Source organism: Nocardia sp. NPDC006044 (assembly GCF_042871115.1).
Lineage (GTDB): Bacteria > Actinomycetota > Actinomycetes > Mycobacteriales > Mycobacteriaceae > Nocardia.
The window spans coordinates 619,813-645,205 of record NZ_JBIAID010000001.1 but is presented as its reverse complement, the minus strand read 5'-3'; the positions used below and the strand labels follow the sequence as shown (position 1 = coordinate 645,205).

Below are 25,393 nucleotides of genomic sequence, written 5' to 3'. Positions count from 1 at the left end.
CCGTCGCTACTGGCTGGGCGGACGGGTGGTCCAGTGCTTGATCAGCGCGCCCAGGCGCGCGCCGGTCCACTCGCCGATCGGGGTCTGCACGTTGGTGCCGGTCACCACATGCTCAGCCGGCACGTTTCTGGTCACAATCGCCCCTGCGGCCACGTAGCTGCGGGGACCCACTCGCACGCCGCCCACGACACGAGCACCGAACCCGACCACCGAGTCGTGCTCGATGACCGGCGGTTGCTCATCGACTCCCCACCAGCCCAGATCCGGCCTCGCATACTCGTGCACCAGATCGCCCATGACCGTCGAACGGGCACCGATCCTCGTTGCGTCGCAAACGAATCCAGCGATGCACGCATCCTCACCGATGTGGACTCGGTCGCAGATATACGCACCATGCACCACACGGGCCCGGTCCCCGATCACGCAGCCGTACCCGATCCGAGCGCGGTCCTCCACCACGCAATCGGCGCCGAGGGTCGTTCCCTCGTGCACGATGACCTGGTTGAACAATAGGCAGCGATCCCCCAGCGTCGCCGGCGCCCCCGCCGAGCGCTGTCCGCGCTGCGCATCTCGGATGCGGGATTCTTTCGGATATCCGAGCACGCACTGCTCCCCGATCACCACCGACTCACCGAGATGAACTTGTCCGTACAGATCGGCGGTTGCGGCCGAGTCAGAACTCACTGCGCGACCAGCCAGTCTACTGTCACCTCGATGGCCTCGTCCTCACGCTCGCGGGAGTCGAACCCGTGGTCTGAACCGACAACCGTGTGCAGCAACGTATCCGGCCGTGTACGTGCCAGTTCGGCGGCCACCGTATACGACACCGCCGTGTCCTGGTCGCCGTGCACGATCAGCATGGGGATTGCGCTGGCGAGAAGTTGTTCGGTCGGCCGATAGACCTCGAACTCCCCGAACAGGACACGCCCCAACTCGAACTCGCCATCGACACGCAGAAATCCGCTGTCCTGCAAATGCTTCTGCTGTTGCGGCCCGAAGTTCTCCACACCCCATGCCAGCTCGGGCTCGAGGAAGGTATGCCGCAAATCCAGGACCGGGTTCCACAACACCAACCGGTGCAACCCATCCGCGAGCCATGGCAGCGACAAGGCGGTCGACACCGCACCGAAACTCGCCGCCACGATCGATAGGCGACCTGTAAAGCGTTGCTGCACATAGCTTACGGCGGCCTGCAGATCCAGGCATTCTCCCGCGATGGTCACGCCGCGCTGGGTGCCTCCGCTGGCGCCGTGGCCACGGAAGGAGAACCGAACTACCTCAAATCCCGCCGCTGACAGACGCTCGGCCAGCCGCACGAACATCCCCCCGCCTTCGTCCATGTCGACCGTGATTCCGTGTACCAGCAGCACAACCCCTCGGCTGGCGCCGGACTGGGCGGGGTGGACCGCCGCGTCCAGCCTGATGCCATCGTCTGAGACAACTTCGGCCTCGTGCATCGATCAGCTCCGTTCCCTCGAATTCGGTCCCGACCACAACGCATCCATGGTCTCGTGCGACAACGGCGCGCGCAGTTGATCTTCCCTTGCGAACGCCATGTTCACGATCGTGCGCCGACCTCGCCGGATCGGATGCACCCGATGCAGAGTCGTCTCCGTCCGCATCAAGTACACATCTCCAGCCTCCAGTGTCAGTGCATGCACCGGTCTGTCCCGCAAGATCTGCTCGACTCCGGGATTGTCCTTGTCCCACACCGTATCCGGCACACATTCGACGAACCCACCGTCAACTGCGGGCGGGCACTCGGCGACCCATACCAGCGCGAATCCGTAATCGTCCCAATGCCATCCATGCGTATCACCAACGGACTCGAGGCGAGTGACCACGAACTGCTCGGGCTCGTATGGACATCGATACACCGGTTCACCCGCCACCTCCGACAACATCTCCACAACCCACGCGGACTCGTACACACGCTGAATATCCGAGCCATGTTCGGCGATCCGGTCTCGCGTCACGTTGCGCATCCGCCGCGGCGTGAATCCGGTCGACGGCATCGTGAGATCTCGACGCACGCCAGTTGTTTCCACCAGGCATACAGCCTCCGCGGCAACAGCCTGACGCAATTCCAGCGGAATCAGCTCTGACACCACCACGCATCCGCGCTCTAACAGCTCCCAGCGAATCTGGTGTGGATTACTCGCTCGGGCAGCAACGCCGGCCACTACAGGTCGCTCCGCATCGGGGGCAGGCCAGTCCTTCTCCGGTCCATCTCGATCACGACCAGAGTATGCCGCCACCAGCACCACCACCATCTCTGAACAGCTTGTCTGGAGGCCGTTCCGCTTGGACTGGCTGACCCAGCTCCGCAAGGCCGGGCATTGGCGCTCCCCGGCGTGGCAGAGACCCGCATCAACGCCGGCATCGAAGATCAACCAGGGCCGTTGTGGAGCCAAGCGCTAGTCGCCAGCGGTAAGGTGTGGTCTTCGAGGTATGCCGATCGTTCTTCCATGCGGCTCTGACTGCTGCCGCTCCGTGTTCGGTCAGTTCAGTCGTGCAGCAAGCCAGGACGGCCATGTGATCGGGGAGTTCTCCCATTCAGACATCGCGCGGCGCAAAGCCAAAATGTCACCGGGCTTGGTCGCTCCGTACGGCGCCCGGTCACCGAAGACCTGCGCGAGCAGCCGTTTGACGACTCCGGAGGAGTACCCACGGCGCCGGAGACCGGGAAACTGAAGGTCGACAAAGTCATTTCGCCCTCCGACCTTCACATACAGCAGACGACGGGCATACATCCAGTCCATGACAATGACGACCGGAATGATCAGCAGAGCGCAGACTATAGCGATACCGACTGCTGTTCCCAGGAACATCGACAGCGATCTGGGTGGCTGTCCGCCTTCGTGTATGGCGACAGCTGTGAAACTGAACGCGACGAAGGTTATGGAGACGACCCACCCTCCCCACACGATCAATCGCTGTTTTCCGGTGTAGCGAATGACACTGTACGCGGCTACCCAGTTGATCTTCTCGATCATCTCGGCACGCAAGGCTTTCGGACAGCTTTCTCCAGCTGCTGCGACGAGTTTTGCGAGCAGTTCAGCCCGCGCAGCGCATCGCCGACGATGGGTCGCCGGAATAGCCATCAGCAAGGTATAAGCCGCGCCCACTGCGCCCGGAATGGTCCAACTCCATGTCACCGTCGCGACAGTACAGTCGCCGAGCTTGAGGTAGCGGCACTGCATGATGCGCAGGTGACAGCCGCCCACGAACCACAGCGCAAGGTAACCGCGCCAACGTCAACACGCTCTCGTCCTGTTGCTGGCCACAGCCGACGAATCGGCGTCTGTACTGGCCTGGGCGGAGATGAGCAACGTGGGCCACTGACGATCACCGATCTGCGCGAAAACCTGCGGTGGGTGACCCGCAAGTACCTCAGACGCCGACGCTGCCGCGGTTCCGGCGCATTGTGCAGACTCGGACACAGCGATCAAACTGCTCCAGGGGCGCCAACACCCGCAACAGAGTATGGAGCTGTACACGATCGCCGGATGGGCGATGACGGCACTCGGCTGGATAACCACCGACATCGGACACCCCGATATCGCCACACGACACCTTCGCACCGCCTGGGCATTCGCCGAGAACACCGCCGACAATGAGCTACGTGGCTGGATTCGCGCCGCCCAGAACACCGCCGCCGCATGGCGCGGCGAGCATCAAGAAGCCGTCGAAGCCGCCACCGACGGACTCAGCCACGCAGGCAGCGGCACGGTGATGCTTCTGCACGCCAGCGCCAAAGCGATCGACCTGGCCCACCTCGGTCGCGTGTGCGAGTCCGAGACCGCCTTGCAAGAAGCGGTCGATATATATAGCCGCACGGCTCGCCGATGAGCCATTACAGGACCAGTTCGCCGCGCCGTTCTCATGCTCGCTGGAACACGCTGGCGCATACTGGGCCGACACCGCCTTGGTGAACGATGACCCGGCGCGGTCGATCGAGTTCAGTTCGACCGCGATCGACCGATTCCGCAGCGCCGCACCGGAATTACGAAACCTCGGCTCCGAACGCATGGTGCGCTGTCAGCAGATCAAAGGGTATATCGCGCTCGGCGACTTCGACGTCGCCGCAAGCGAACTCACCGAGATCGCCTCGGCGACACCGGTAGAGCATCGTGTCCGCCCGTTGATCCAGCGTGTGGATGAAATCGCCCAGCTGGCACGCGGCACCTCCGAACACGCTCGCGGTGTTGCCACACTATGCGAGGTCGCCTCCGAATTCCGGCGCGGCGCAGACCTCGGTCCTCTTCGTGCGCTCGCCGCCGACTCGAACGGAGCAGACTGAAGCCATGGCTGATGACTCGACGAGAGATCACTGGTGGTGGCGTCCCGGCTGGAAGATGGGCCGATCGTTCTACACCTGGCACGTGACCTTTGACGACAACTCCCCGGCAGGACAACTCGTGGCCCGGTTCGCCCCGACATTGGCGCGGATACCGACGATGTCACCGGTGAGCCGTGCAGGTCTGCACATCACCGTTCAAGGCATCGGATTCACCGACGAAGTCGCCGAACCGGACGTGAAGCGGATCAGCGACACCACCACCGAGCGACTCTCTCGCATCGAGCCATTCGATACATCGATCGGACCGCCCGTCGTCGATGAAGAGACAATCGGCATGCCGATAGCGAATCACGAAGGTTTCCAACAGATCCGGGACGAACTACAGCTCGCGACCGCCGACGTCTGGGGAGCCGACAATGTGCCCGAACGCGACGAGAGGTTTCGACCACACCTCACCCTGGCCTACTCGACCGGCCCAGCATCCATGACCGCAATTCGCCAGACCCTCGTGCACGACACGTTGATCGACACCACCGTGAACGAACGAGTCGCAGCCGTGTCCCTCATCGCCCTCAACCGCGATCATCGCCGATACGAATGGCAGGAAGTCACGAAGGTTCCACTCGGCGGATCGTGACACTCGGTCACTGCCGAGCGTCGAGGTTTCGTGGCCGAACGCTGACGGGTTTGGCCGGCCAGCAGCGCGGTATCCGGAAAGCAACTGCACTATTCGGCTCACCGGATGTGCACGAGTTGCGAGGGAGGATGTCATGGCCGACAAGAACTACCGCTCCGCCGACACAGGCGAGTACGTGAGCGAGGAAACAGCAGAGCAGAACCCGCGGACAACGCTGAGCGAGGACGAACCACACGACGGGGACAACCGCCGCGACCGATCCTCGATCACCGGGCACTTCGTCAAACCCGACACCAGCCGCCGCCACCCCGATACCACCGTCACCGAAAACGGATAAGCGCTGCACCCGGCCACTACACGGACTTCATTGCCGCAGCTAAACGCAAGGATCATCAGACCGGCGACCCGTGCTCCGGCACGGACAATCGTTGCCACCTCTGCGCTTCGGCACAGCTTCGCCACACAGTCGGGCAACCGAACCATTCGCTCTGCCATCACCACCTCGGCTCGACTTCCCATCGGTCTTCGTCGGTGGTAAGGGCGACGCAGCCGAGCTGGACATCGCCGAAGTGAATGCCGAAGCCGAGGGTGTCCTCGTGGCTGAGTTCGTCGATGAGGTGGTGTGCGGTGGTGATTGATCTGTCGGGGTCGTCATCGGCGGCGGTGGTCAGGTGCGGGTGGGTGATTTGGATAGGGCAGGTCATGGCGTCGCCGAAGGCTATGAGCCGGTGCTGCCGGGAGGTAATCTGGTAGGCCGTGTGGCCGAGGCTGTGTCCGGGAGTTGCGAGTGCCTCGACTCCCGGAAAGATCTCCTCGCCGTCGTTGATGGGATGTACTTGGGGTGCAAAGATTTCCAGCATTTCTGGAGCGATACCGTCGGTGGCGGCGAGTTCACGGTGAGTCCATTCCGTTGCGCTGATGAGGATCTCGGCGTGGGCGAACGGTGTTTTCGATCGGCCTGGTGCGCGTTGCCATAGCCACCCGAGGTGACCCAGGTGCAGGTGTGTCAGTGCGATCAGATCAATGTCTCGTGGCGTTTTCCCGACGGCTTCAAGACTTTTCAGCAGCCGGCCGCCGCGGAGGTGACCGAATGCGGACGGCAGCGCCAGCGGACCGAGTCCGGCGTCGATGAGCATGGCGTGCTGGCCGAATTCGACCAACAGCGCTCCGACGCTGGCTACGAGGTAGCCGTCGGGGTTGAGCAGGTGGCTGTGCTCAATCCAGAGGTTGTCCTCGGAGCCGGGGAACCAGGCACGGGGATCGAGCAGGGCGACGCCGTCTGGCAGGTAGGTGATGCGGTGCTCGCCGAGTTGGTGGCTGCGAATCGGGGCGGCGTCGGCGTGCCGGTTGGTGCCGAGGGTCATGGGGCCATCTCCTGGTCTGAGGAAGGGTCTATGCGCGGTGGTTTTGCCCGGTCGGCGACGGTTGGGCCTCACCGTATTCGGGCGGCAGGGGTCTCGACGGTTTGCTGGACCGGCCATTACGCGAGGGGCGGGCGCGGTTGCTTCGGGATCGCGCGAGCGGGGTCGGGTCGTTCGGAAACCGCGGGTTCGGGCGCTGATGCCTGTGGGTAGTGCCGCCGGTCCGCGCTCACCGCCGTCTCGCTGGTGTTGGATCGCGGACTGCGTCCGATCCGGCGGGTGCTTTTCGTGGAACGGTGGGCAGCCAGTGGTCGGAGAATGCGGCGGTGGCGGCGATGGTGGCGGCGGCTTGTTCGGCGCCGGCGGGGGTGCATCGTCCGAGGCCGCAGGCGGTGGTGACGGCGTGGGCGGGGCAGTTGGCGGCTCGTTCGAACAGGCGCAGGCTGATCATGGAGTCGAGCAGGCTTTTGGGTGCCACTACGCCTGCGCTCAACGCCCATTCCGGGTCCAGGTGTTGCAAGGGTCTGTAGAACTGGGAGTCCAGTGGCGCGGGTTCTGCCCCGTAGGCGCAGGGGATGTGGGCCATCGGCAGGGGTGTGCCGTCGCGGCGCAACTGCCGGGCCAGGGCGTTGAGCAGGGCGACCGCGGGGCCGAGGCTACGGGGCTCGAGCATGGCGGTGTGGCGGTAGTCGCCGTAGCACAGGTGCAGGCTGTTGAGTGCGCCGAGCCGGTGCAGGCGGGTGAGCACCCCGGCGAGCTGGCGGGCGATCACGTCGGCGATCATCCTTACGGCATTCAACTCGGCCGCTTTCACCACTGCTAATAGCGCGACTGGGGATTCGACTTGCCAGGTGATGATCGGGCCGTGGCTTCTGGTCAGGGTCGCGATTTCGTCGAGGATTGCTTCGGTGAACACCGGCACGTGGCGCAGCGCCGTAGTGAGTGCGCCGAGGTGGCCGAGCGCTTTCAGGATCGGGAGCCCATCGGCGGTGGCGGTGCCGGCCAGAGCGAATAGACTCAGATCGAGTGAGTTCGGTTGGCTGAGTTGGAGTTTGACGTCGCCGATCCCTGTCCGCTCACGGCGAAGGGCGGTGTAGTCCGCGATGATGTGTTCGATTTTGTCGACGCGGCCCATGGTGACGTGTTCGGGGGCGAGGGTGACACCGGGGCGGATTCGTCCGGGGGGCATGTGGTTGTAGTCGGCGTAATCGTCTGCGCTGCTGTCGAAGTCGAGGACATCGGTGCGGGTTTGCAGGTCGCGGAGGTAGGCGATGATCCAGTTGGGATCCAGGTCGCAGGGCAACGCGGTGAGTGGTTGTCCGCCGGTGTGGTCGAGGATCCATTCCATCGCGTGACGGGGACTGCTCATGAGAGGTTCGGGCAGGCTGCCGACGAAATGTACGTGACGCTTCATAGTCGTTCCTTCCTAGAGGGTGAGATGTGAAGAGGGAGTACCGAATTCGGGCGCGGCAACGTTGTGCCGGCGGACGGTCAGGGATCGTGCCCGTGTTCGGGCGCGGCAGTGATCGCACTCGAACCAGGATCGGCATCCGGGGTCGTGTCCGCGGGGTCGACGCCGTCGGCAAGAGTCGCGTCGGCGATCGCGGCGTCGATTTCGGCTCCGGTGTCTGATTGCTCGCTCACCAAGGCGCGCAGAACCTGGCGGGCCCGCTGGATCAAGGACGCGGGGTCCGGCGGCTGTCGAGCCGACGGGCCGGGGGGCACGACGGCTTTGCCTGAGTCGGCGCGGCGCAGGTTCTTCAGGGAGCGTCGTACGCCCGATGCGATCGACTCCACGGAGTGACGTCGCCACACCATGTCGAGATCACCAGGGCTGTAGTCCAGGAAGTCGCGGACGCGATCAACAAATTCTTCGTCGCTGACGATGAAGAACTTGTCGCGGTCACTCGCCGAGATGGCGACCGAGTCGGCCGTGCGGGCCGCGCGTGTCCGCAGCGCCTCGAGGTTCCTGCTGAACTGCTGCGCCGCTGCTGGATTCGGCGCGAGGGCACCGGGCATTGCGGCGAGCAGGTGTTCGCGCACGGCGAGGACTGCGGCCATTTCCGTCATCTGGCGGGTGTCGTTGATGACCCGGCCCACAGGACTGCGCCGTGGCGGTGTGCCGGCCGCAGGCAAGCGCTGCTCTAGGGTCCATTCGTGGCCGTTGCGGCCCAGCTGGTGTGCGTGTGCGACCCAACTGGGCGGTATACCGCTCCCGTACGCGCGCGCCTCGGTCAATTTCAGGTCGCGGTCGACTTCCGAGAGCCGCATGAACGCGTTGTCCTCTGATGCGGCACCGAGGTAGCTGTCCTGAACTTTTCGGCGCAAATGCTCTGCCTCAGTGGCTAATTCATGGATCCGGCTCAGGACTTCGGCCTGACCGGCGGGAAGATCGCGAACCCGAAGCTCCCGTTGCGGTCGGGTCATCGCCCGAGCTCCTCGGCCTCGGAGAACTGCGGCTGCGGGACCTTCCGGTCGGGATCAGCGTCGTAGCTCCATGTATCCGGCTCGAGGTTGTCGCTGAATAGTGAGGAACCCGTCCAGGTTTCGACGATCGCAACGGCTGGCGACTCGTGTTCGGCAGCCGCGACGGCAGAAGCGATCTCCACCCCGTCGGTTGCCTCATTGAACGGGCGCTCCTCGCGCGGCAGAAGGCTCTCGATCGCGACAGCCAGACGCTCGGCCGATGCCACGGCGTCAGCGGTATCGATTACTATGCCGGCGGCACCGAGGGCGACGGCTTGCTGTGCGTAGTCGCGGGTACCGGTGTAGGCAGCGTTGTGCAACAGGTTTGGCAGTCTGTCGACGGACAGACCCGTCGCCCATTTGGCCGCGGCGGCCGCAAAGTCAGCGGGGGTGCCCCACAGCTGTTCGCCGAGTTCGGAATCGAGCTCGAGTAGGTTCGCGACCCCGTTGGTCCGGGCCCGCAGGGCGCGAAGTGCATGTCGATTTCGCTCGACGAAATCAGGCACGGTTGGCTCTGGCGCCGGCCTGACCATCCGTTGGGCGGTGTCGAGGGCAGTCCATTCCTGGAGGCGTTGCACGTCCGCGACGAGATCGCCGAGGATCCGGTCTAGATCGAGGGGTTCGGCAGGGCGTAGGGGAAGATTGGCACGCCAGGTGATGCCGCGTTCTCCGCGTTCCCGGACGTGATCTATCCACGTCTTGGGGACTCCACCGGCACAGGCTGCCTTTTCCAGTGCCTCGCGCAGATTTGCGTGATCAAGGTAGTCCTTCGCCCAGGACCATGGTGGGCGTTCTCCGGTTTCGGCTGTGCGTTGATTTGCCTCATTGGTCATGGCGGTCAGCTCGACGGCTCGATTCTGTAGCGCTTTGAGCACCTTCCGTTGTGCAGGTGTCGGCTTGTTCATGAAGATGTCCTTGGGGTCGGGGCACCGGCGAAGGCGCGGAAGTCCGGTCCGAAGCCCAGATGCTCGGTGGCTGTTTTCGCTCCTGGCGGGCCGAACCAGGCGGTGGGGATCGGTGTGCTCGGCAGGCCGGGGCATTCGGTGTGCTGGTCGGGGGTGCAGCGATATAGCGGGCCTTTGGATGCGTCGAGGACCTCGCGCAGGTGCACGTCGATGTGGCGCAGGAACAGCGTGCTCATCGCGGCGGGGTCGTCGGCGCGGACCGCGGCCTCGAAGGCGCGATGAACAGCTGCGAAGCGCAGGACCACGTTGCGGTGCCGCCACCACTGTCGGCACCAGCTGTACTGGCCTTCGCGGTTGTTGGCCGCGATCCGTACCGAGGTGACCGGCAGCAGCCACTCGTGCACGAAGTCGGAGTAGTGGGCGAACAGCCTTGGCGGGGGCGGTTTTTCGCCGGGTGGTGTCGGTGCCGGTGTGGGAGGGGGCCCGAACCAGCCCGGCGGCACGAGGTCGAACGGCAGTGACGGGGTGCTCACGTGGGCCTGGCGGGTGCAGCGGTACAGTGGGCCGTTGGCGGCATCCATGATCGTGCGCAGGTGAGCGTCGACCGAGAGCAGCCATGTGCTCAAGCTGGTGCCCGCGCCGGAGCGGCGTTGGCCTTCGAAGGCGTTGTGCAGGTGGGCGATGCGGACCGCGACGGCGCGATGGGCCCACCATTGCGGGCACCAGGTGTAGGTGTTTTCCCGGTTCGCCTCGGCCAGTCGCACGGTGATGTAGGGCAGCAACCAGTGCTCGGCGAAGGCGCCGAAGTGGCTGTAGCACGGCGCCTTCGACGACGAGCCGGTGCTGGTGCTCATAGGTCTTCCCCGTCGTCGAGTGCTGTGGGAGCGGCAGGGAGTGCGATCGTCGCGGCGGCTTTCTCGAAACGGGCCAGCGAGGCGTGGATCAGCGGGGCGTATTCGCTGTCTTGCCACCAGTTCTTGCGAACCACGACCGGCCCGTAGCCCGGGAGCCGCACCAGGGCGCGGTCTTTGGGCAGCGCCGCCAGCAGGGAGGTGTCGAGGATGGGCTCACCTCGCCAGGTCAGTGTCCGGTTCGTGCCCCCGGCGCCGTGGCTGCGGGAGCGGTCGGCCACATCGTGCGGGCCGGCCATTGCCGCCCAGTGTTCGAGGTAGTCCACCGCGGCGATGCCGCCGCCGTAGACCTCGATGCTCTGCGCGCGCATGGTCTTCAAACCGTTTGCGCCCCAGAGGTCTTCGCCTTGCTCGAGCACTTGCAGGATGGTGATCACGACGATGCCGCACCCGCCGGCGTAGGTGTAGTAGGAGGGCAGCTCGCCGATGCGTGCACAGTTTGCTGCCTCGTCGAGCACCGCGAGCAACGGCACCCGTAACCGGCCGTCGGGGCGCGCGCGGGCGCTGGTGAGGGCGGCCTCGAAGAGCTGCCCGACCAGTGCCGCGGTCAGCGGGGTGGCGCTGTCGGGTCCGGCCATCGACAGCGCGTACAACGTGTCGGTCGAGGTCACGAACTCGCGGGGCCGGAATTCGGGCAGATGGTGGGTCTGCTTCTGTTCGGTCCGGTCGATCACCACGGTCGTGCCGCTGCCGGTCTTGGATGGGGCCTCGCGCACGCGGAGCTGGTAGCGCTGCGGTGGTGTGACCATGCGGGCGTAGCCTTCATCGCTGAGCGATCCGAGGAACCGTCTGGCCATGTCGTAGAGGCCGTCTCGTTGCCGGGCGTAGAGGGCTTGGGATTCGGCGATGCGCTCGGCGGCGCGCTGGTGGCCGTAGTGGCGCAGGATCAATGCGGGGGTGAGGTCTTGGTCGCGGCCCAGCCATTCGGCGACATGGAGCAGGTCGCCTTGCACGCAGGCCGCGGCATAGATGTAGAGGGCCAGCAGTTCTTGTGCGCCGCCGTCGAAATAGCTGTCTACCTTGGCATTTGCCGCCTGTGCGGCGGTACCTGCTGCGGCGGAGACGAAGAAGCTGGCCAGTTTCCGTGCGGCCGGCAGGTTCTCGACTTGGGCGAGCAGGTCGACCCAGAACCCGCATTCGACGCGGCCGGTGACCGCTTGCAGGTCACACAGCCACACTCGGCCGGCCTTTTCGCGCCCGGATAACGTGTGCCGGTAGAGATCTGGTTTGTTCGATGTCGCCAGGCACGGACCCCACGCCGCCAGCACCGCGGGGATCGCCCAGGCCATGGTTTTGCCCGTGCGGGTACCCGCGGTGATGGTGACGCCGAGTTCGGCGGGCACATACAGCCCCACTCCTCCGATCACGGTCGTGCCCAGCGGTGGACCTTTGAGTGCCTGGATTTCGGGTGCGGCGTCGCGCAGCAGCCGCTGGTTGGCGATCGCGTTGTCGCGCACCCGCCCCAGCCGGATCTCTCGCGGTCGCTGCATGGTGCGCGCTGCTGCGTCGATCTCGCTGTCGGCGTGCAGCATCCGCCAGCACCCCAGCCCGACACTGGCGCCGAGACCGAGGAACAGGATTGTCATCACGGTGGCTTGCCAGGGCCAGGCTTGCCGCCCCGACACCACTCCCAGCAGCGCGCTCACCGGATGCCCGGCGACCGGCACCCCGGCCCACCAACACCCCAGACATAGCGCCGCCCACACCCCCAGCACGGCGATGACCAGCGCCATGAACGCCAGCAGCAGCGCGGTCTCCTCTCCGATCCCGCGTTTGGTCCGGCGCCGGGTCTCCCGAGTCGCGATCATGATCATTTACTCCTTTGTGGATGAACGATGTTGACTGGCAAGGCTTTTCACAGATCCACGTCTTTGGCGGCCTCAGGCGGTGGGGAGGGCCGAATCGGCTCGGGGCCCTCGGGGGTGTGCCAGTCGCTGTTTTCGGTGGCAGGTGCCGCCGCGTCGACGGCCTGGCCGATCGCGACGCCGTTCGAGGCGTTCGGAGCGAATGCGGCCGGGTCTGGTGCGCCGGGCATGTCGTGGTGGTCTGGCGGGTGGTCGACAGGTGTCCCGGTCGTGGTAGTGGCCAGGCGTGGATCGCCGGGTCCGTCATGCCAGTAGGTGCCGTCCTGTCCGGCCTGGACGACTTTGGTAATTACCTCGGTCGGAGCACCCCACTGGATCGCGGCCGCTTGCGCCGACCGGAATTGCGCTCTGATCGCTTCCAGCGCTTCGACTTTGGCGTTGATCGTCGTCCGATCGCCCAGGTCGCTGAAGCTCTCGGCGGTGCGGGTGTGCTCGGCATGCAGATCCTGAAGCTCCTGTAACGCCTGGCGCTGTCGTGGAGGGGGTGTGGAGCGCTCGGCCGCCGGTGCCCTGCGCCCCTGAGCTGTTGTCGCGGTGGCGGCCTCGGCGTCGGAGGCGCCGAGCGTCTCGGCGGTCTCGAGAGCCCGGTCGATGTCGGCGATGATCGCACCGACCTCGTCGAGATTCAGTAACGACGGCGGCCCTCCCAACGCGCGATCGAGCACGTTTCGCGGCGATGGTGTCGGATCCGCGACGTTCCCGGCTGCCAGTGGTGGGGCGACCGAGTGCCAGCTAGCGCTGTCCTGTTCGGAACCGGTGATGCCTGGTTCCACGCGGCCCGTCTGTTCACCGGCCTGGCGCAGACACCGCAGTCCGAACTCGTCGACGCCTTCCCCGCCCGCGGCGTGGGCCCGCTCGAGTTCCCGCAGGTCTCGGGCAGCCTTGTCGGGATGATCACGCCACAGCACGAACGCATCGCGCTGCCGAATCCATTGGTGCTGGCGAACCAACGAGGGGTGGCGGCTCCATTTGGCCGCTAACTGGCCGGCCTGAGTTCTGAATTCGACACCTTGCTGAGAAGTGTCGGCATCGTCTGCGATCTCGAGCAGGTAATGCCACTGTGCCGCATCAGCGTGCAGTTGGGCCTCGTCAGGGTCGGCGGCATCGGGGTAGTACTCAGGGCTGCTGGGGCCGCTGCGCCGCTCGAGCCAGCTCATGACGCTGACCACACGCCAGCACCGAGATCACGGTGCGCATGCCGCGGTGATCGGTTGAGCGTGAAAGGGATTGGTCTGGTGAGGGTGGACATCGTCGACCTCCTGCGGAGGGTGCGTGCCACGAGTCGTCGGCGCGAGGTGGCAGCGGTGTTCAGATGTCCCCGGCAATCGGGTTCGGCATTGCTGGTCGGTACCCCGTGACCAGCTGCCGACGAGAAGCAGGCGAAGTGGGGGTTACTCGGTCAGGTAGTGGTGGTGGCTCCGTTCTTCGGGTGACTCAGGTGTCCGGACCTAGGTCTGGGTAAGAGTTCGCCGTGCGGTACTGGGTCTCGTCGCGTTCACTGGACCAGTCGGGCGTGCCTTCGGGCAGCGCATCGTTGACCGCTTGGGTCATGGCCGTCGGGCCGGCGCCGATGCTGTGGTCCGCGGTGGCGTCGGTGAATTCCGGACGCAATGCGGTGGCGGCGATGTCGAACATCTGCTGCGGGGTCGGTGGACTCACGCCTGCGTCGGCCAGTACCTTGGCGACATCGAGGTCATCGGAGAGATACGGCGGGCGTGGGAGTTTCGGGCTTGCGGTCGCGTATTTGCTCCATTCGGCGATCACGCTCATCTCGTCGAGGTGTTCTTTGGTGACCGCGCGTAGTTGTCGGAGGGTCTCGGCGGTGCCGCCCCACACGGTGGCGGCTTCGGTCGCGGTGAGGCGTGCCCCCGCCGCCAGCGCGGCGACTCGCTGGTATTGGACGTGGGTGTTCTCGGCGAATTTCCAGACCGCGAGGGGGTTTTGCCCAAAGCTCCAGCGGCCGCTGGCGATGAGTTTGCGGCGCAGGACTTCTAAGCTCAGCATGCGCTCGAGGTCCCACCGTTCGACCTCGATCATGTCCAGGCAGAACTTCTCGAAGTAGTCCCGCGACGCAGGTCCGGTCGACGGGTCGAGAGCTGGTACCGGGCGGGCGCCACCGAGGCCGACCCTGCGGACATCGTTGATCACTGCGGGTGGGATATCGGCCTCCAGAGCTTGCCGCTCGACGCGCTCACGTTGGAGTTGCAGGTCGGCCAGCGTGCCGGTCAACTCTGCCTGGCGCTGTTCGTCCAGGCGTGGGTCTCCGCTGCTCTGGTAATTGGTCAACAGGTGTCTGACGTGGGTTTCCTCTGCGGCAAGGCGTTGAATGCCGCGCAGCTGGTCGAGCATTCTGTCCCAGACTGAGGGTGTCGGATCGGTCATGGTCCTCACCGCTCACAGCTCGAGCTCGACCGGAGGACCGGGATCGCGTGGCGGCGGGTCGTTGTGGCCGTCGGGCTCGTTGATCCAGCTCGCCTCCCCTGTGCTCGCCAAGGCCACCTCTACCTGGTCTCCGGCGCCTTGACCGTCCGATTCTGTGGACAAGGCTTCGCGAGCGCGTTCGATGAGGGCTTCCGGCAGCGGTGGATGGTGGCCGGGGAGGTCGGTGCCGGCAGAGAGGCCAAGGTTGTCGGTGGTGCGGCCCAGGGTGTGTTCGCGACCGCGCCACGCGAGGGTGCGCCAGCGCTCGTAGAGGTCGGCGTCACTGTAAGTACGCACGGTCACCTCAGCCAGATCCCGCCAGCCGTGCTCATCGCGCCCCCAAATCTCCTCGGCTTCAACGCCACTCAGCAAGACGACCGCCGCGCTGGCGGACGCTCGTTGCCACAACGCCGCCATGTTCCGGTCGAATTGCGCCGCCGCTTCGGGATCGTGGGGGAAGCGACGATTGTGGTTGCGCAGCTCATGTTCGACTCGAATCACCGCCATGTGCTCGAGGTCCCAGACATCCTTGACGATCCTGTCGACCAGGAACGCGAGCTCGGGTGGTTCGCCATAGCGCATCACCGCTGGTGAGTGCACGCTGTCGCCCCACCGCAACCCCCACTGTCCTGCCTCGCGAACCGCCTCGACTGCTGAGTGGGGCACACCCATCGCACGGGCGCGCAGTTGGAGCTCGTGCAGATCGGAGGCGAGTACCAGCAGATGCGTGCGCCAGTTCTGGATCTTGAGATCCCCGGCGCCGTCGCCGGGTTCATGGACCGGGAAGGCATGCTCCAGTGCTTTGGCGCGATCGGCGGCGGTGTTCTGGATCTTCTCGAGCAGCCGCAGCTTCCAGCTGGGCAGCTCCTGTAACCCGGGTAGTGAGTGAGTCATCGAGGATGCTCCAATCGGAAAATAATGGTGACAATGACGTAAGTGCGGAACCGTTCGCGGCCGGTCACGGCTCGCTCTCGCTCCCGTAGTCCGGAACCTGTGGCGCAGCCAGTCCTAAATCGCCCCAAGCGGATTCGTCGCGTATCTGCTCGATGCCGGCGTTCTCGCTCAGCGTGGTGGCGGCGACCGCGTCGTGGACAGCGAGCCCGTGAGGGTCGCGCGGCATGGCATCGAGTGCGACTCCGACCAGCTCGACCATCCGATCCGGGGAGTCCGGCATCTGTTTACTGATGTCGTCCAGCGCTATTCCCGACCGCAGGCACACGATCACCGGCGCCGCCACTATCGAGATGTCCGCATCAGCGACGGTGCGGAAGCGTGCGCTCACCTGCTCGTCGTTATGACCGGTCAACTCCTGGGCGACGACATTGGCCCAGTGCCGGCCGCCGTGGCGCGACCACATCTGGCCGCGTTCGCGATCGGTCACATCCAGTTCGTGTGACACCGCCCCCAGGCGCTGCCACACCATCCCCATCACGGCCTGGAAATTCCCGCGCTCGCCGCGGTCGAGACCCGGGTTCCGGCGCATGTGCGCGGCCAGAATTCCTGCGCTGTCCTGCAACTGGTGTATGTGCCCGGACAATGCCGCGATCAGCGCCCCACGCGGGACCTCATCGGGGCTGTAGAACAGTCGTCGCGCGTCCGATGCTTGTCCTCGTTCACCGGCCCGGCGCGCGAAGTTCAGCCAGGAATGCGGGCAGCCCACCAGCGCACCCAGGTCCTCGAGCTGGGTCAGGGTGCGACGACTCATCGTGATCTGGTCGATGACCTCCGGCGGCGGCGTGTCATAACCTGCCGCGACGGACTTCTCGACCCTGGTCCAGTTGTCGTAGGCCAGGTTTTGAATACCGTTGAGCAGCAGCATTTGCAGTGGGGTCGGGGTCTGCATGTCAGCCAACCCCGTCCGCACGCAATGCCGGCATTAATGGGTGCTTCATGGCCCCACCTCCGGACTCGGCGCGGCCGGCAGCGCCAACGGCGGATCGAAACCGAACTCCAGCCCCGGCCCCGGATCCGGATCCGCCGACGTGCCCGCGTGGAGCGGGCCTGCATCGGCGACAGCGGCCTCGAACCCAATCCCCTCCGCACCCGGTGAGACGGCGTCGCTTGCAGTGCCGGGGAACGCGTGGTCGAAGTAGTTGAGCACCGTCAACGCGTCCGCCAGCCCGTTGACGTCGGCGATGAACACCCGTGGTGCCGCGCTTCCCTGTCCCGCTTCGGCTCCGTCGAAATCCTCTACGATCTCGGCATCGATCACGTCCTCGACCGGAACCTGCGAGTCGGGCACGACCGTGGCGTCGAGGAAGTCCTCGGGGTCGGCACCGGTGTCCTCGGTGAACCGCTGCTCGAACGCTTGGGCGGCTTCGGCGTTCTCGTCGGAGAGTCCTGCGCTGGCCTGAGCCGCGGCGTGGGCCGCCGCCGACGTTGCGGCCGCGCCCTGCTTGCCTCCGTGGTCGGTGAGGGTGTCGGTCAATCCTGCTGCGCGGCGGCGGATTTGGATCTGCAGGTTTTTGTACTCTTTTTCGAGCTCGTGCAGCTCTTTCTTGTGTTTGAGGGCGAGTTTGTCCGCTTCCTCACGACGGTCGAAATCTTTGTCGGCGCGTTTGATCTTCTTGGTCGTTGCCCTTCGTTCCTCTTTATGCCCCTTGATGCGTTGCTCGACTTCGTTGATCTTGGCTTGCGCGAGAGTGACTTCCAGCGGATTGGTCACCAGTTTTTGCTGCACCCGCAACGCATGCTCGAAGGCCGAACGCGCCTCCTTGTTCTCTCCGACGCGCATTCGCTGGAGGAACTCCGTCTGCGACCGTGCTTCCCCGGCGCGCCGCCCGAACAAGCCTGCGACCATCGCTGCGGTCTGCATCGATTGCATGAAGGCCTGCTGCATTGCTCGGCCACCTTGCTCGACCGGGTCCTCGCTCATGCGATCACCTCCAGCCCGGTGAGTTGCCATGCCGCTGTCGTGGTGGTGCGGGCGGCGCGGGCGTAGACGGTGAACCCGATCGGTGGTTGGTCGCCGGGCCGGAGCTCGACCGACAGGACCCGGGCGGTGGTGGTGGGGGTGTCGGGTGGGTGGTCGTCGCGGGTGAGGCGCACCAGGGTGGCGATTTCGATGCGGTCGCGGCGCCAGTGCTGCCATTGCTGGGCGCTGATCGGTGCCCACACCAGCGCCGACGGTTCTGCTTGTTCAGCGAAGCCCGGTGCGATCAGGTCTCGGGCGGCGCGGAACGCGGCACGCTGGTCGGGTTGGTCGCTGGGCCGGTAGCCGAAAATCGTCTCCACCGCGGCGAGCAGGACGGCCTCCGCCGAGCACAGGTCGACCTCGCCGGCTGGTTCGAGCCCCTGGGTGCCGCACTGCGCGACGGTCCGTGTCTGGATGTCTGGGGTGGGTGCACATCCGCTCAGCAGCGCGCCGACAGTGACACTGGTGACGAGCGTGGCGGTGATCTGCTTGTTCATGCCGACTCCTTTCTGTCGAACAGGAAGCGCAGGTCGGGCTCGGACCAGCCGATGAAGTCGCGGCGGGCTCGCTGTTGGGCAGCGGGGTTGGGCTGGGCGATCGAGAGCTCCAACACCAGTCCCGCGGTCTGCGCCGCGTGGTGGAGCCTGCGCGTGGTGATGTCGTAGCTGTCTGCCATGACCAGCCGCAGCCTCGCCGCAGGCGCGCCCACATGGGTACGGGCGCGCCAGGCGAGCCAGATCGCTTGGCGGGCCGACGCTTCGGCGGCGCTGGCGGGGATGCCGATCGCGGCCGGCCGCCGGAAGACGTCGTGCCAGACCAGGTGGCCGTCGGTGCGGCAGATGGTGAAGCTGGTCATGGTGGCCGCGGAGAACAGGCGCAAACCTGGCGCTGCGGCTGCCAGCCGCGACAGTTTGCCTCCGGCGCGTTTAGCGGCCCTTTTGGCCTCGGCTTGGCGCAGTGCGTCGTAGTCGACGATGCCCGCATCCAGCAGCGCGAACACGTAGCGATCGAAGCTCGCCGCGTCGTGGAAGCGGTGCTGAGTCGCGAAGCGGTCGAACTGACTGGTGCACGAATAGGTGGACAGTTCGGCGGCGCGCAGACGGACGATCTTTTCTGGACTGACCGTGGTGTCCGCGGCCGGGTATCGACGCGATGTCATCTCGACCTCCAGGTATCGACGCGATGTCATCTCGACCTCCAGGTATCGACGAGAGTGGGTGACGGCTGGTGTGCGATTCGCAGGCACCCAGTGATGGCGAATTTGGTTGTTGACCAAGCTTTTTGACGTCGGTGGTTCATGGTTCGATCTCCGAGTGCGGCTGGGGGATCTCCGCGGTCGATGCCGGAGCGGGATTGTCGGTATCGGTCACCTCGGCGCCGCTGTGTTCCGGGGCGGCCGCGTCGACCGCTTCCGCGATCCGCGCGCCGCGCTCACCTTCGGCGGTAGTCGCCGGCCCCGCGTGGCGCGCGCCCTCGGCAGCGTTCGTTGCGCGCCAGGCGGTTTCGGCGGCAACGTTGAGTTCGTGCGGGTGTGGTGGGGCGGGTGCGCCGGAAGGGTCGAGTCCCGCCGATGCCAACGCGTTGTACCGTGTCCGTGCTCGGGATACCACCAGCGCACTCGTAGCGGCTTTCCACCGTTTCGACAGCTCCGCTGGTCTGACCTCACGAGACTTCTCGAGCAGCGCAGTCCAGCGACGGGGATCGCTGGACCACCGCGTGCCGACCTCAGCGCGAGTCACATTGAGCGCTCGCGCGACCATCGCGACCCGTACCCACTGCAACCGCTGCAACGCGTCGAAACGCTCGGCGAGGACCGGCTCGATCACACCGCGGCGGCCGCGGTAGACCGTTTGCAGGGCAGTCATCTCGAACAGCTGGTCCACTTGAGCGTGCAGACGCGCCAGCTGCTGTTCACGCCCTTCGGCCCGGCCCGCGGGCAACTGCTGCGAAGCGGTCCAACGAGTGCCCGCATTGCCTAGCGCACGCACATGAGTGATCCATCGCTCGGGGATGCCGATCTCGTGCACCAGCTCATCGAGCAAATCGGCGGTGACGTGCAGATCGCGCAAGACCGCCCGATCCCAGCCCGTCGCGCCGGTCATACGCCGGATGTCGTCGGTGACGTTCTGCAATTGCTTAAGCATGCGCTGCTGTATTTCGGTGGGGACTGCGCTCGCGCCCCGGCCTGTTCCGGACCTCGCCATGTCGTCATCCCCGATTCCGCAGGGGGCAGCCAGGTTTCGCGGTCCGTGCGCGTGGTCGCTCGTACCAGTACCCAGCGGCGCTAATGTCGCTGTGCTGGCTTGCGGCACGTAGGTCGGTGTCTTCGGGTGTGCGGGGATCAGTCATCACGCACCGCGGAATGGCTCGATAGCGATCGGGGCCAAGTCGGCAGCTCCCATCCGGCGAAGCCGATCCATCGCGCGGTGGTGTCTCCGGCGATCGGTGCGGGAAGGTCCTCGGGCAGGGCGAACGCCCGCGCCAGGATCGGCAGGCGGTGTTCCACGGCCGCCGTCCGGGCCCGCAGGGTGCGGTGCAGACCGGCAGCGCGGCTGCGGCTCAGCAACCCGTGCGCGGTGTACCAGTTCGCGTGCTCCTCGACCCGCCGTATCCCGTACAACGCCGCAAGGTCATACAGAACATGCTGCGCGGCAGTGCAATTCGTGTCCGCGGCGGCGGTCCACATGGTGTCTACAGCGGTGCGGACACCGACGGCGGTAGCGAGATCTATTGCCGCGCTGTCGGGTTGATGCTCGGAATCGACGCCGGTGGCCAAGGCTCCCTCGCGTTCGACCAGCAGTCGGTACCACCATTGGCGCGGGTGTTCATCGACGCCGGTCAGATAGGGAATGCCTGAGCGGCGCAGTGCCCGTCCGGCCGCGCCGAGCATCGCCCAGGTCTCCCCCTCGGCGGTCATGATGGCCTCACACAGTGCGACGTAGTCGCTGATGTGGTTCGCGCGCAGGATGCCCTGGGCCGCCAACCGCTGACGGCACATCTCGATCACTTGCCAGGAGGTGTAGGAGGCGACCGGTTTGGTGAGCATTGCCCACAGCGCGACCTCGCTGCCGTCGACATCGGGGCGTGCGCAGCGGGCGCGTACGGCGTTCACCAGACACGTCATCGCCCACATGTCCGACATGGCGTGCGCGAGCTGGCCGGCCACATGGTCGTGGGAGATCATCGCGGCCCCGTCCGGGCCGACCCGGCGGTGGCGGGCGTAGCCGACGGTCAGTTCCAGCCCGGCGCGCGCTGCGGACACCGCTGCACCGGCGGTGCACAGTCGTGCCGAGTGCAGCGGGCTGGTCGTGCGCGCGAAGCGTTGCCGTTCGGTCAGGGCGCAGTGAAACCGGCCTTGGGCATCGAATTCGGCGACGTCCCCGCCGAGCAGGGCCGACTCCGGCAATCCCGCTCCCTGGAATCGGGTCATGGCGTTGTCCATCCACAGCCCGTATCCGTTGTCCGGCAACGCCTTGACCTCCACACCATCGGCCAGCCCGTCGCTGGTGCGCAGCCGCATCAGAAGCGGCCAGACGCCCTCATCGGCGCCATCGGCGATCAGGCGGGCGTACACGACGACGCAGCGGGGCACCGCGGCAGCGGTATTGGGCATGAACTTCACCGCCCCGGCGGTGGGAGTATCGAGTCGGAAGGCGCGCTGCCCGGGCAGCCAGGTGGCCGTGGTTTCCAGGTGGATCGCGTCGCTGCCGTGGTCGAGTTCGGTCACGAGTCCGACTCCGGCGGCGGCTGCGGTGTCCAGCTCGCGCAGGCACCGCTGTTGGAACGGTGAACCGTCGCCGAGGTTTTCGATCGCGGCGATGCTGAGTTTGAGATGGCCCGGCAGCAGCACCATCAGCCGCGGAGCCAGCGCCGCGGCCCAGTCGAACACCGCATACGACGTGCTGTCATCAGCGGCGATCGCGCGGGCCGACCCTCCCAGCGTGTCGATGGCGCGTTGGAGCAGGGTGTAGCTGTAGCGGGCTTCCTCCGCCTGGGTTTCTCCGCGGCCCGCGACATCGCCCAGAGCGGTGATCACCTCGCGGATCCGCGCCTGATTCCGGTAGTCGCCGTCGCCGAAAACCGTTGCGGTCAGCGACGCGAGTAGTTCATCAGCACGCGGCGTGACCGGTGTGGAAGGCGTGTTGTTTTCCAGTCGGGTTGTGGTGTCGATCGTCGTCATGGGAGGGGTCCTCTCGGGGTGTGGCAGGAGGTAGCCGGTCGCCTGAGGCGCTCATGGGTCGAGTCCTCGTGTCGGCGCAGGGGTTGGCGGGGTGTTGTCGGAGCCGTCGTCGTCCCAGCTCAGGTCGGGCTCGCTCGCGATGGCGGCGGCCACCGCGCCGGTCGTGGTGTTGGTCTCGGCGGGGCGGTGTTCGCGGCGTTGTCTTAGGGCGTCGGTCAGCAACGCGTGCGGTGAGGGGAACGCCGTTGGCTTCGGTGATCCCTGCGGGTCGAGATCAGGATCGGGAACGAGCAGCTCGTAGAGTTTGCCGGCGTCAGCGGCGAGTTCGGGGGCGCAGAACCCGCGCCAGATCTCTGCGATCATGGAGTCATCGACGGTGCGGGTGACCTCAGCCTGGCGTGACCGCGCCCTGGTCACCCGGTACCAGATCTGCTGTCGCTCAGGGATACTCACACCGAGAACGTCGGCGTACCCGGTCGCCAGCATCCAGCGCTGACCGAGGTTTACCCGGAACTGGCGCTGCTCGTAGTCCGAGTGTTCGATCGCCTCATCGCTGGTCGCATCCGCTCCCGCGACCCGATGCCGATGCTCGCGTTCCGCTGCGACCAGGCACATGTTGTCGAGGCGTTGCACTTGCCTCTGGAGTTCATCGAGCTGCCGTCGGCGGATGTCGTCAGCCACTGGCAAGGCCAAGTCGCCGTCCCAGGCCAAACCCGCAGCGCCGCGGTCGTCCACGGCCTTGACCCATTTCACGGGCACGCGCAACGCACTCGCGTGCAACCGCAGATCGCTACGAACGCGGTCCAGGCGCCGTAGCCGCTGTTGCCATTGCGTCCGCTCGGGTAGAACGACCCGTCCATCTCCATAGTGGTTCGTCCATGCGGCAGACGCCCTGTGGATTTGCTCGAGGAGAGAGCGCTGCCACAGCGGTAGCTCAGCGATCTGAACGCAGGGCCGATCTTTCACCGCACCCACCTGCCTACGCCGGTATCGATCAGGCGGGCGCGGATGCCTGGCGCCGGACCCATTCCGCACGCCACACGCCCACGGCTGCTGGGCCGCTGGTACTGCGAGGGCGCAGAATCATCGAGCCGAGATCCGTTCGAAGCGTTCAGGATCGGTCGCCCGCAATGGCTGGCGGCTGGTAGCGACGTATGTCCATCTGTTCGCCGTTCCAGGCCGATAGCGGTGTGATCGTGACGGTTTGCCCGGTTTGCGGGGCGTGCAGCAGCAGGTCGCGGCCTTGCTGGTCGCGCCCGTAGTAGATCCCCACGTGGTGAGAGTCGGAATCCCCAGGGGCGGTGAAGAAGATCAGGTCGCCGGGCTGCTGGCTGCCGAGCGGCACCAGCCGCGCTGTGGGGTGGTCTTGCTGGGCTTGGGTGTAGTGCGGCAGCCGGATCTGACCACCGGATGCTTGGTAGACCGCGTAGAGGGTGAGTCCGCTGCAATCGAACCCACCGCCGGTCGGGCCGGTGGTATCGCCGCCGCCCCACACATACGGTGTGCCTTTCCAGCGCTCGGCGTACTCGATCACCATGCGCCCGAACGCGCTGGCTTGCGCCGGCGCCACGGTTCCCGAGCCGCTCGCACCACACCCACTCGGAGCGGCGCCCGCCTCGGTGCGTGGTATCGAGGTGGTGTCGATGCCGGAGAACGTCCCGTAGAGCCGGCGGGCGAGATCGAGTTGCCCCGCATAGGCATTCGGCCCGGATACCTCGATCGCCTGGGCGACCTCGGCCGGTGACATCTGCTGGGCGGCGGCACCGAGTGCCACCGCGCGGTCGTAGAACCAGTTGATCTGATAGATCGGGTCCATCAACCGTGCGATACCGACCCCACCCCAGACGCTGGCGCGCAACTGGTGCGGTCCCACTGAATCGTGGTCGTAGCCGAGGCCGTCGTTGTTGTATCGCAACGACTCCGGCACGACCGGGTTGGCCAGATTCCGGAAGGTCGACTCGGTCGCCTGGGCAGCCAGCTCGGCGATGATCACCGATTCGCCCATCCGCCGTTGCCGCCCGATCGCGACGCCGTTGCGAGCCAACTGCAACTGACGCTCGGTAAGTCCGGCCACCGTCTGACCCGTCGGCCCGCTCAGCCCGGCCGCGCTGCCCGCCGGCAAGGGTGTCGCACACGAGACTGCGGGGTCCGCGCCCACGATCACCAGCAGCAGCAACAGCAACGCGACCGGCGCCGACAAGGCCGTCGCCGCAACAACTTTCGACGAGGAACCCATCGACGGTCACCGCCGGCTCAGGCCACAGTGGTCGACGGTGCACATCGGGTGTCTGCCGAAACGTGGCTGGCCGCATCGGATTTGCACAATCCGTTCTCGGCGTCACGGCTTCGTCGCGGGTCAGATTCGTCATCGCGTGCGGTCCTCATCACGCGGGATCGGTCGCGGTGCCGAATTCCGGCGGCCGTGCCAGCGATTCACCGGCCGGTTCGCTGCCCCAGCTCCCTGCACCGGCGCAGTCGGAGAATCGTCCGGCAGACGGGGCCAGGTGGTCGAGCACATCCTCGCCGTAGATGAACGCCTCGACTCGCGCCTCGTCGATGTCGACTTGTAAGGCTTGGGCGGCGCGGCTGATGAGCACATCCGGCGCCGGGGCCCGGCTGCCTGGCTCGAGGAAGCGGACTGCGCCGACGTGTTCGGCGCTGCGTCGATCGGCGTCCCACTCGATGCCTGGCCAGGCATACGCGCGCCAGCGCACCTCGATGCCGGTGGCGGTGTAGCGGTGCACCGTGCGCGCCAACAGCCGGATCCAGTTACCGGGATCACGGTGCAGCATCTCCGCCTGCTCGATCTCGGTGAGCTGCGCGACCGCGGCAACGGTGTTGACCCGGACCCAGAGCGAGGTCATGTTGCGCTCGAACTGCTGCTGGGCCGCCGGGGCGGGCACGAAATCTCTTGCTGAGGCGTGCCGGGCGGCTTCGATCGCGGCCATGTGCTCGAGCGTCCACATGCTCTCGGCGATCGCATCGAGCAGCGGTGCGCGACCGTGATCGTCCTCTCCTAGCGGGGCGGGTCTGTGCATGAGGTGCCTCCAGTGCTCGCCCTGCTCCCCGCCGACTCGGGCCAGCTCGATCAACTCGAGATCCACGCCGGCCAGCTCGGTACGGATGTCGAGTTCGGTACGGCTGTCCTCCAGATCACGCAGCCGCCCGCGCCAGCCCTCGATCGCCGCGGCACCTCTGCCGTCGCCCTCGCGATAGCCCGGATACTCCGTGCCCAGCACGCGCGCGTGCCGCGCCGAGAGCTCTTCGATGCGGTCCAATAGCCGTGCCTTCCACCCGGCAAGCTCGACGGGTGCGGCATCTAGCTGATTCTCAGACATCGTCGTTGTCCTCCTAAATATGCTGTTGCCCTACGCATTTCGGCTTTGCGCTGCTTTGTCGTGGATGCGCATTGATCCGAACAGCGCAGGTT

Annotated in this window: 26 protein-coding genes; 4 read left to right on the top strand and 22 right to left on the bottom strand. The window is 66.0% G+C overall.

Annotated elements, in window-relative coordinates:
* Positions 1-6: 6 nt before the first annotated feature.
* From ACFYO1_RS02965 to ACFYO1_RS02950, 4 genes are all read right to left on the bottom strand, one after another.
* Complete coding sequence (locus ACFYO1_RS02965; RefSeq protein WP_387226568.1) at positions 7-684, bottom strand: DapH/DapD/GlmU-related protein; 678 nt, start codon at positions 682-684, stop codon at positions 7-9.
* Positions 681-1,457: an alpha/beta hydrolase family protein gene (locus ACFYO1_RS02960; protein ID WP_387226565.1), complete on the bottom strand. Its 777-nt coding sequence runs from the start codon at positions 1,455-1,457 to the stop codon at positions 681-683. Before ACFYO1_RS02960 ends, ACFYO1_RS02965 begins: the two co-directional genes overlap by 4 nt.
* Before the next feature lie 3 nt (positions 1,458-1,460).
* Positions 1,461-2,273, bottom strand: coding sequence for a hypothetical protein (locus ACFYO1_RS02955; RefSeq protein ID WP_387226563.1), 813 nt, complete (start codon positions 2,271-2,273; stop codon positions 1,461-1,463).
* Between the two features lie 228 nt (positions 2,274-2,501).
* Positions 2,502-3,227, bottom strand: a complete 726-nt coding sequence (locus ACFYO1_RS02950; protein WP_387226562.1) for a hypothetical protein — start codon at positions 3,225-3,227, stop codon at positions 2,502-2,504.
* 259 nt (positions 3,228-3,486) lie between these two features.
* On the opposite strand from ACFYO1_RS02950, the gene ACFYO1_RS02945 reads away from it, so the two are divergent.
* The 4 genes from ACFYO1_RS02945 (at position 3,487) to ACFYO1_RS02930 (ending at position 5,277) form a co-directional block, all read left to right on the top strand.
* The gene (locus tag ACFYO1_RS02945) at positions 3,487-3,852 is read left to right on the top strand and encodes a hypothetical protein (RefSeq protein WP_387226560.1); all 366 of its coding nucleotides are present in this window, start codon (positions 3,487-3,489) and stop codon (positions 3,850-3,852) included.
* 79 nt (positions 3,853-3,931) lie between these two features.
* The gene (locus tag ACFYO1_RS02940; RefSeq protein WP_387226558.1) at positions 3,932-4,303 is read left to right on the top strand and encodes a hypothetical protein; all 372 of its coding nucleotides are present in this window, start codon (positions 3,932-3,934) and stop codon (positions 4,301-4,303) included.
* On the top strand, positions 4,269-4,940 hold the full coding sequence (locus tag ACFYO1_RS02935; protein ID WP_387226556.1) for a 2'-5' RNA ligase family protein: 672 nt from the start codon (positions 4,269-4,271) through the stop codon (positions 4,938-4,940). The genes ACFYO1_RS02940 and ACFYO1_RS02935 overlap by 35 nt, the downstream gene beginning before the upstream one ends.
* Positions 4,941-5,073: 133 nt before the next feature.
* Positions 5,074-5,277: a hypothetical protein gene (locus ACFYO1_RS02930; protein WP_387226555.1), complete on the top strand. Its 204-nt coding sequence runs from the start codon at positions 5,074-5,076 to the stop codon at positions 5,275-5,277.
* A gap of 157 nt (positions 5,278-5,434) precedes the next feature.
* Here ACFYO1_RS02930 and ACFYO1_RS02925 read toward each other — a convergent pair whose 3' ends face one another.
* From ACFYO1_RS02925 to ACFYO1_RS02840, 18 genes are all read right to left on the bottom strand, one after another.
* Positions 5,435-6,304 carry an MBL fold metallo-hydrolase gene (locus tag ACFYO1_RS02925; protein ID WP_387226553.1) on the bottom strand — a complete coding sequence of 290 codons (870 nt, stop codon included), beginning with the start codon at positions 6,302-6,304 and terminating at the stop codon, positions 5,435-5,437.
* Positions 6,305-6,530: 226 nt separating this feature from the next.
* Entirely contained in the window at positions 6,531-7,715 is a 1,185-nt protein-coding gene (locus ACFYO1_RS02920) for a hypothetical protein (RefSeq protein WP_387226551.1), read from the bottom strand.
* Positions 7,716-7,792: 77 nt separating this feature from the next.
* Entirely contained in the window at positions 7,793-8,728 is a 936-nt protein-coding gene (locus ACFYO1_RS02915) for a hypothetical protein (RefSeq protein WP_387226549.1), read from the bottom strand.
* Positions 8,725-9,672 (bottom strand): hypothetical protein, encoded by a 948-nt coding sequence (locus ACFYO1_RS02910; protein WP_387226547.1) that lies wholly within the window; start codon positions 9,670-9,672, stop codon positions 8,725-8,727. The genes ACFYO1_RS02915 and ACFYO1_RS02910 overlap by 4 nt, the downstream gene beginning before the upstream one ends.
* A complete protein-coding gene (locus ACFYO1_RS02905; protein ID WP_387226545.1) occupies positions 9,669-10,526 on the bottom strand; it encodes a DUF4913 domain-containing protein in 858 nt (285 codons plus the stop codon). The genes ACFYO1_RS02910 and ACFYO1_RS02905 overlap by 4 nt, the downstream gene beginning before the upstream one ends.
* On the bottom strand, positions 10,523-12,391 hold the full coding sequence (locus tag ACFYO1_RS02900; RefSeq protein WP_387226543.1) for a type IV secretory system conjugative DNA transfer family protein: 1,869 nt from the start codon (positions 12,389-12,391) through the stop codon (positions 10,523-10,525). Before ACFYO1_RS02900 ends, ACFYO1_RS02905 begins: the two co-directional genes overlap by 4 nt.
* A 47-nt stretch (positions 12,392-12,438) precedes the next feature.
* The gene (locus tag ACFYO1_RS02895; protein WP_387226542.1) at positions 12,439-13,605 is read right to left on the bottom strand and encodes a hypothetical protein; all 1,167 of its coding nucleotides are present in this window, start codon (positions 13,603-13,605) and stop codon (positions 12,439-12,441) included.
* Positions 13,606-13,882: 277 nt separating this feature from the next.
* Positions 13,883-14,830: a hypothetical protein gene (locus tag ACFYO1_RS02890; RefSeq protein ID WP_387226540.1), complete on the bottom strand. Its 948-nt coding sequence runs from the start codon at positions 14,828-14,830 to the stop codon at positions 13,883-13,885.
* 12 nt (positions 14,831-14,842) lie between these two features.
* The gene (locus tag ACFYO1_RS02885) at positions 14,843-15,763 is read right to left on the bottom strand and encodes a hypothetical protein (protein ID WP_387226538.1); all 921 of its coding nucleotides are present in this window, start codon (positions 15,761-15,763) and stop codon (positions 14,843-14,845) included.
* Between the two features lie 64 nt (positions 15,764-15,827).
* A complete protein-coding gene (locus ACFYO1_RS02880) occupies positions 15,828-16,712 on the bottom strand; it encodes a hypothetical protein (RefSeq protein WP_387226536.1) in 885 nt (294 codons plus the stop codon).
* Between the two features lie 45 nt (positions 16,713-16,757).
* Positions 16,758-17,744, bottom strand: coding sequence for a hypothetical protein (locus tag ACFYO1_RS02875; protein WP_387226534.1), 987 nt, complete (start codon positions 17,742-17,744; stop codon positions 16,758-16,760).
* A complete protein-coding gene (locus ACFYO1_RS02870) occupies positions 17,741-18,280 on the bottom strand; it encodes a hypothetical protein (protein ID WP_387226532.1) in 540 nt (179 codons plus the stop codon). The genes ACFYO1_RS02875 and ACFYO1_RS02870 overlap by 4 nt, the downstream gene beginning before the upstream one ends.
* Positions 18,277-19,059, bottom strand: a complete 783-nt coding sequence (locus ACFYO1_RS02865; RefSeq protein WP_387226530.1) for a hypothetical protein — start codon at positions 19,057-19,059, stop codon at positions 18,277-18,279. The genes ACFYO1_RS02870 and ACFYO1_RS02865 overlap by 4 nt, the downstream gene beginning before the upstream one ends.
* Before the next feature lie 19 nt (positions 19,060-19,078).
* Positions 19,079-19,927, bottom strand: a complete 849-nt coding sequence (locus tag ACFYO1_RS02860) for a hypothetical protein (RefSeq protein ID WP_387226528.1) — start codon at positions 19,925-19,927, stop codon at positions 19,079-19,081.
* 197 nt (positions 19,928-20,124) lie between these two features.
* The gene (locus ACFYO1_RS02855; protein WP_387226526.1) at positions 20,125-21,963 is read right to left on the bottom strand and encodes an acyl-CoA dehydrogenase family protein; all 1,839 of its coding nucleotides are present in this window, start codon (positions 21,961-21,963) and stop codon (positions 20,125-20,127) included.
* Between the two features lie 51 nt (positions 21,964-22,014).
* Positions 22,015-22,722 carry a hypothetical protein gene (locus ACFYO1_RS02850; RefSeq protein ID WP_387226524.1) on the bottom strand — a complete coding sequence of 236 codons (708 nt, stop codon included), beginning with the start codon at positions 22,720-22,722 and terminating at the stop codon, positions 22,015-22,017.
* Positions 22,723-23,074: 352 nt separating this feature from the next.
* Entirely contained in the window at positions 23,075-24,199 is a 1,125-nt protein-coding gene (locus ACFYO1_RS02845; protein ID WP_387226522.1) for a C40 family peptidase, read from the bottom strand.
* A gap of 148 nt (positions 24,200-24,347) precedes the next feature.
* Positions 24,348-25,301 (bottom strand): hypothetical protein, encoded by a 954-nt coding sequence (locus ACFYO1_RS02840; RefSeq protein WP_387226520.1) that lies wholly within the window; start codon positions 25,299-25,301, stop codon positions 24,348-24,350.
* Positions 25,302-25,393 lie beyond the last annotated feature (92 nt).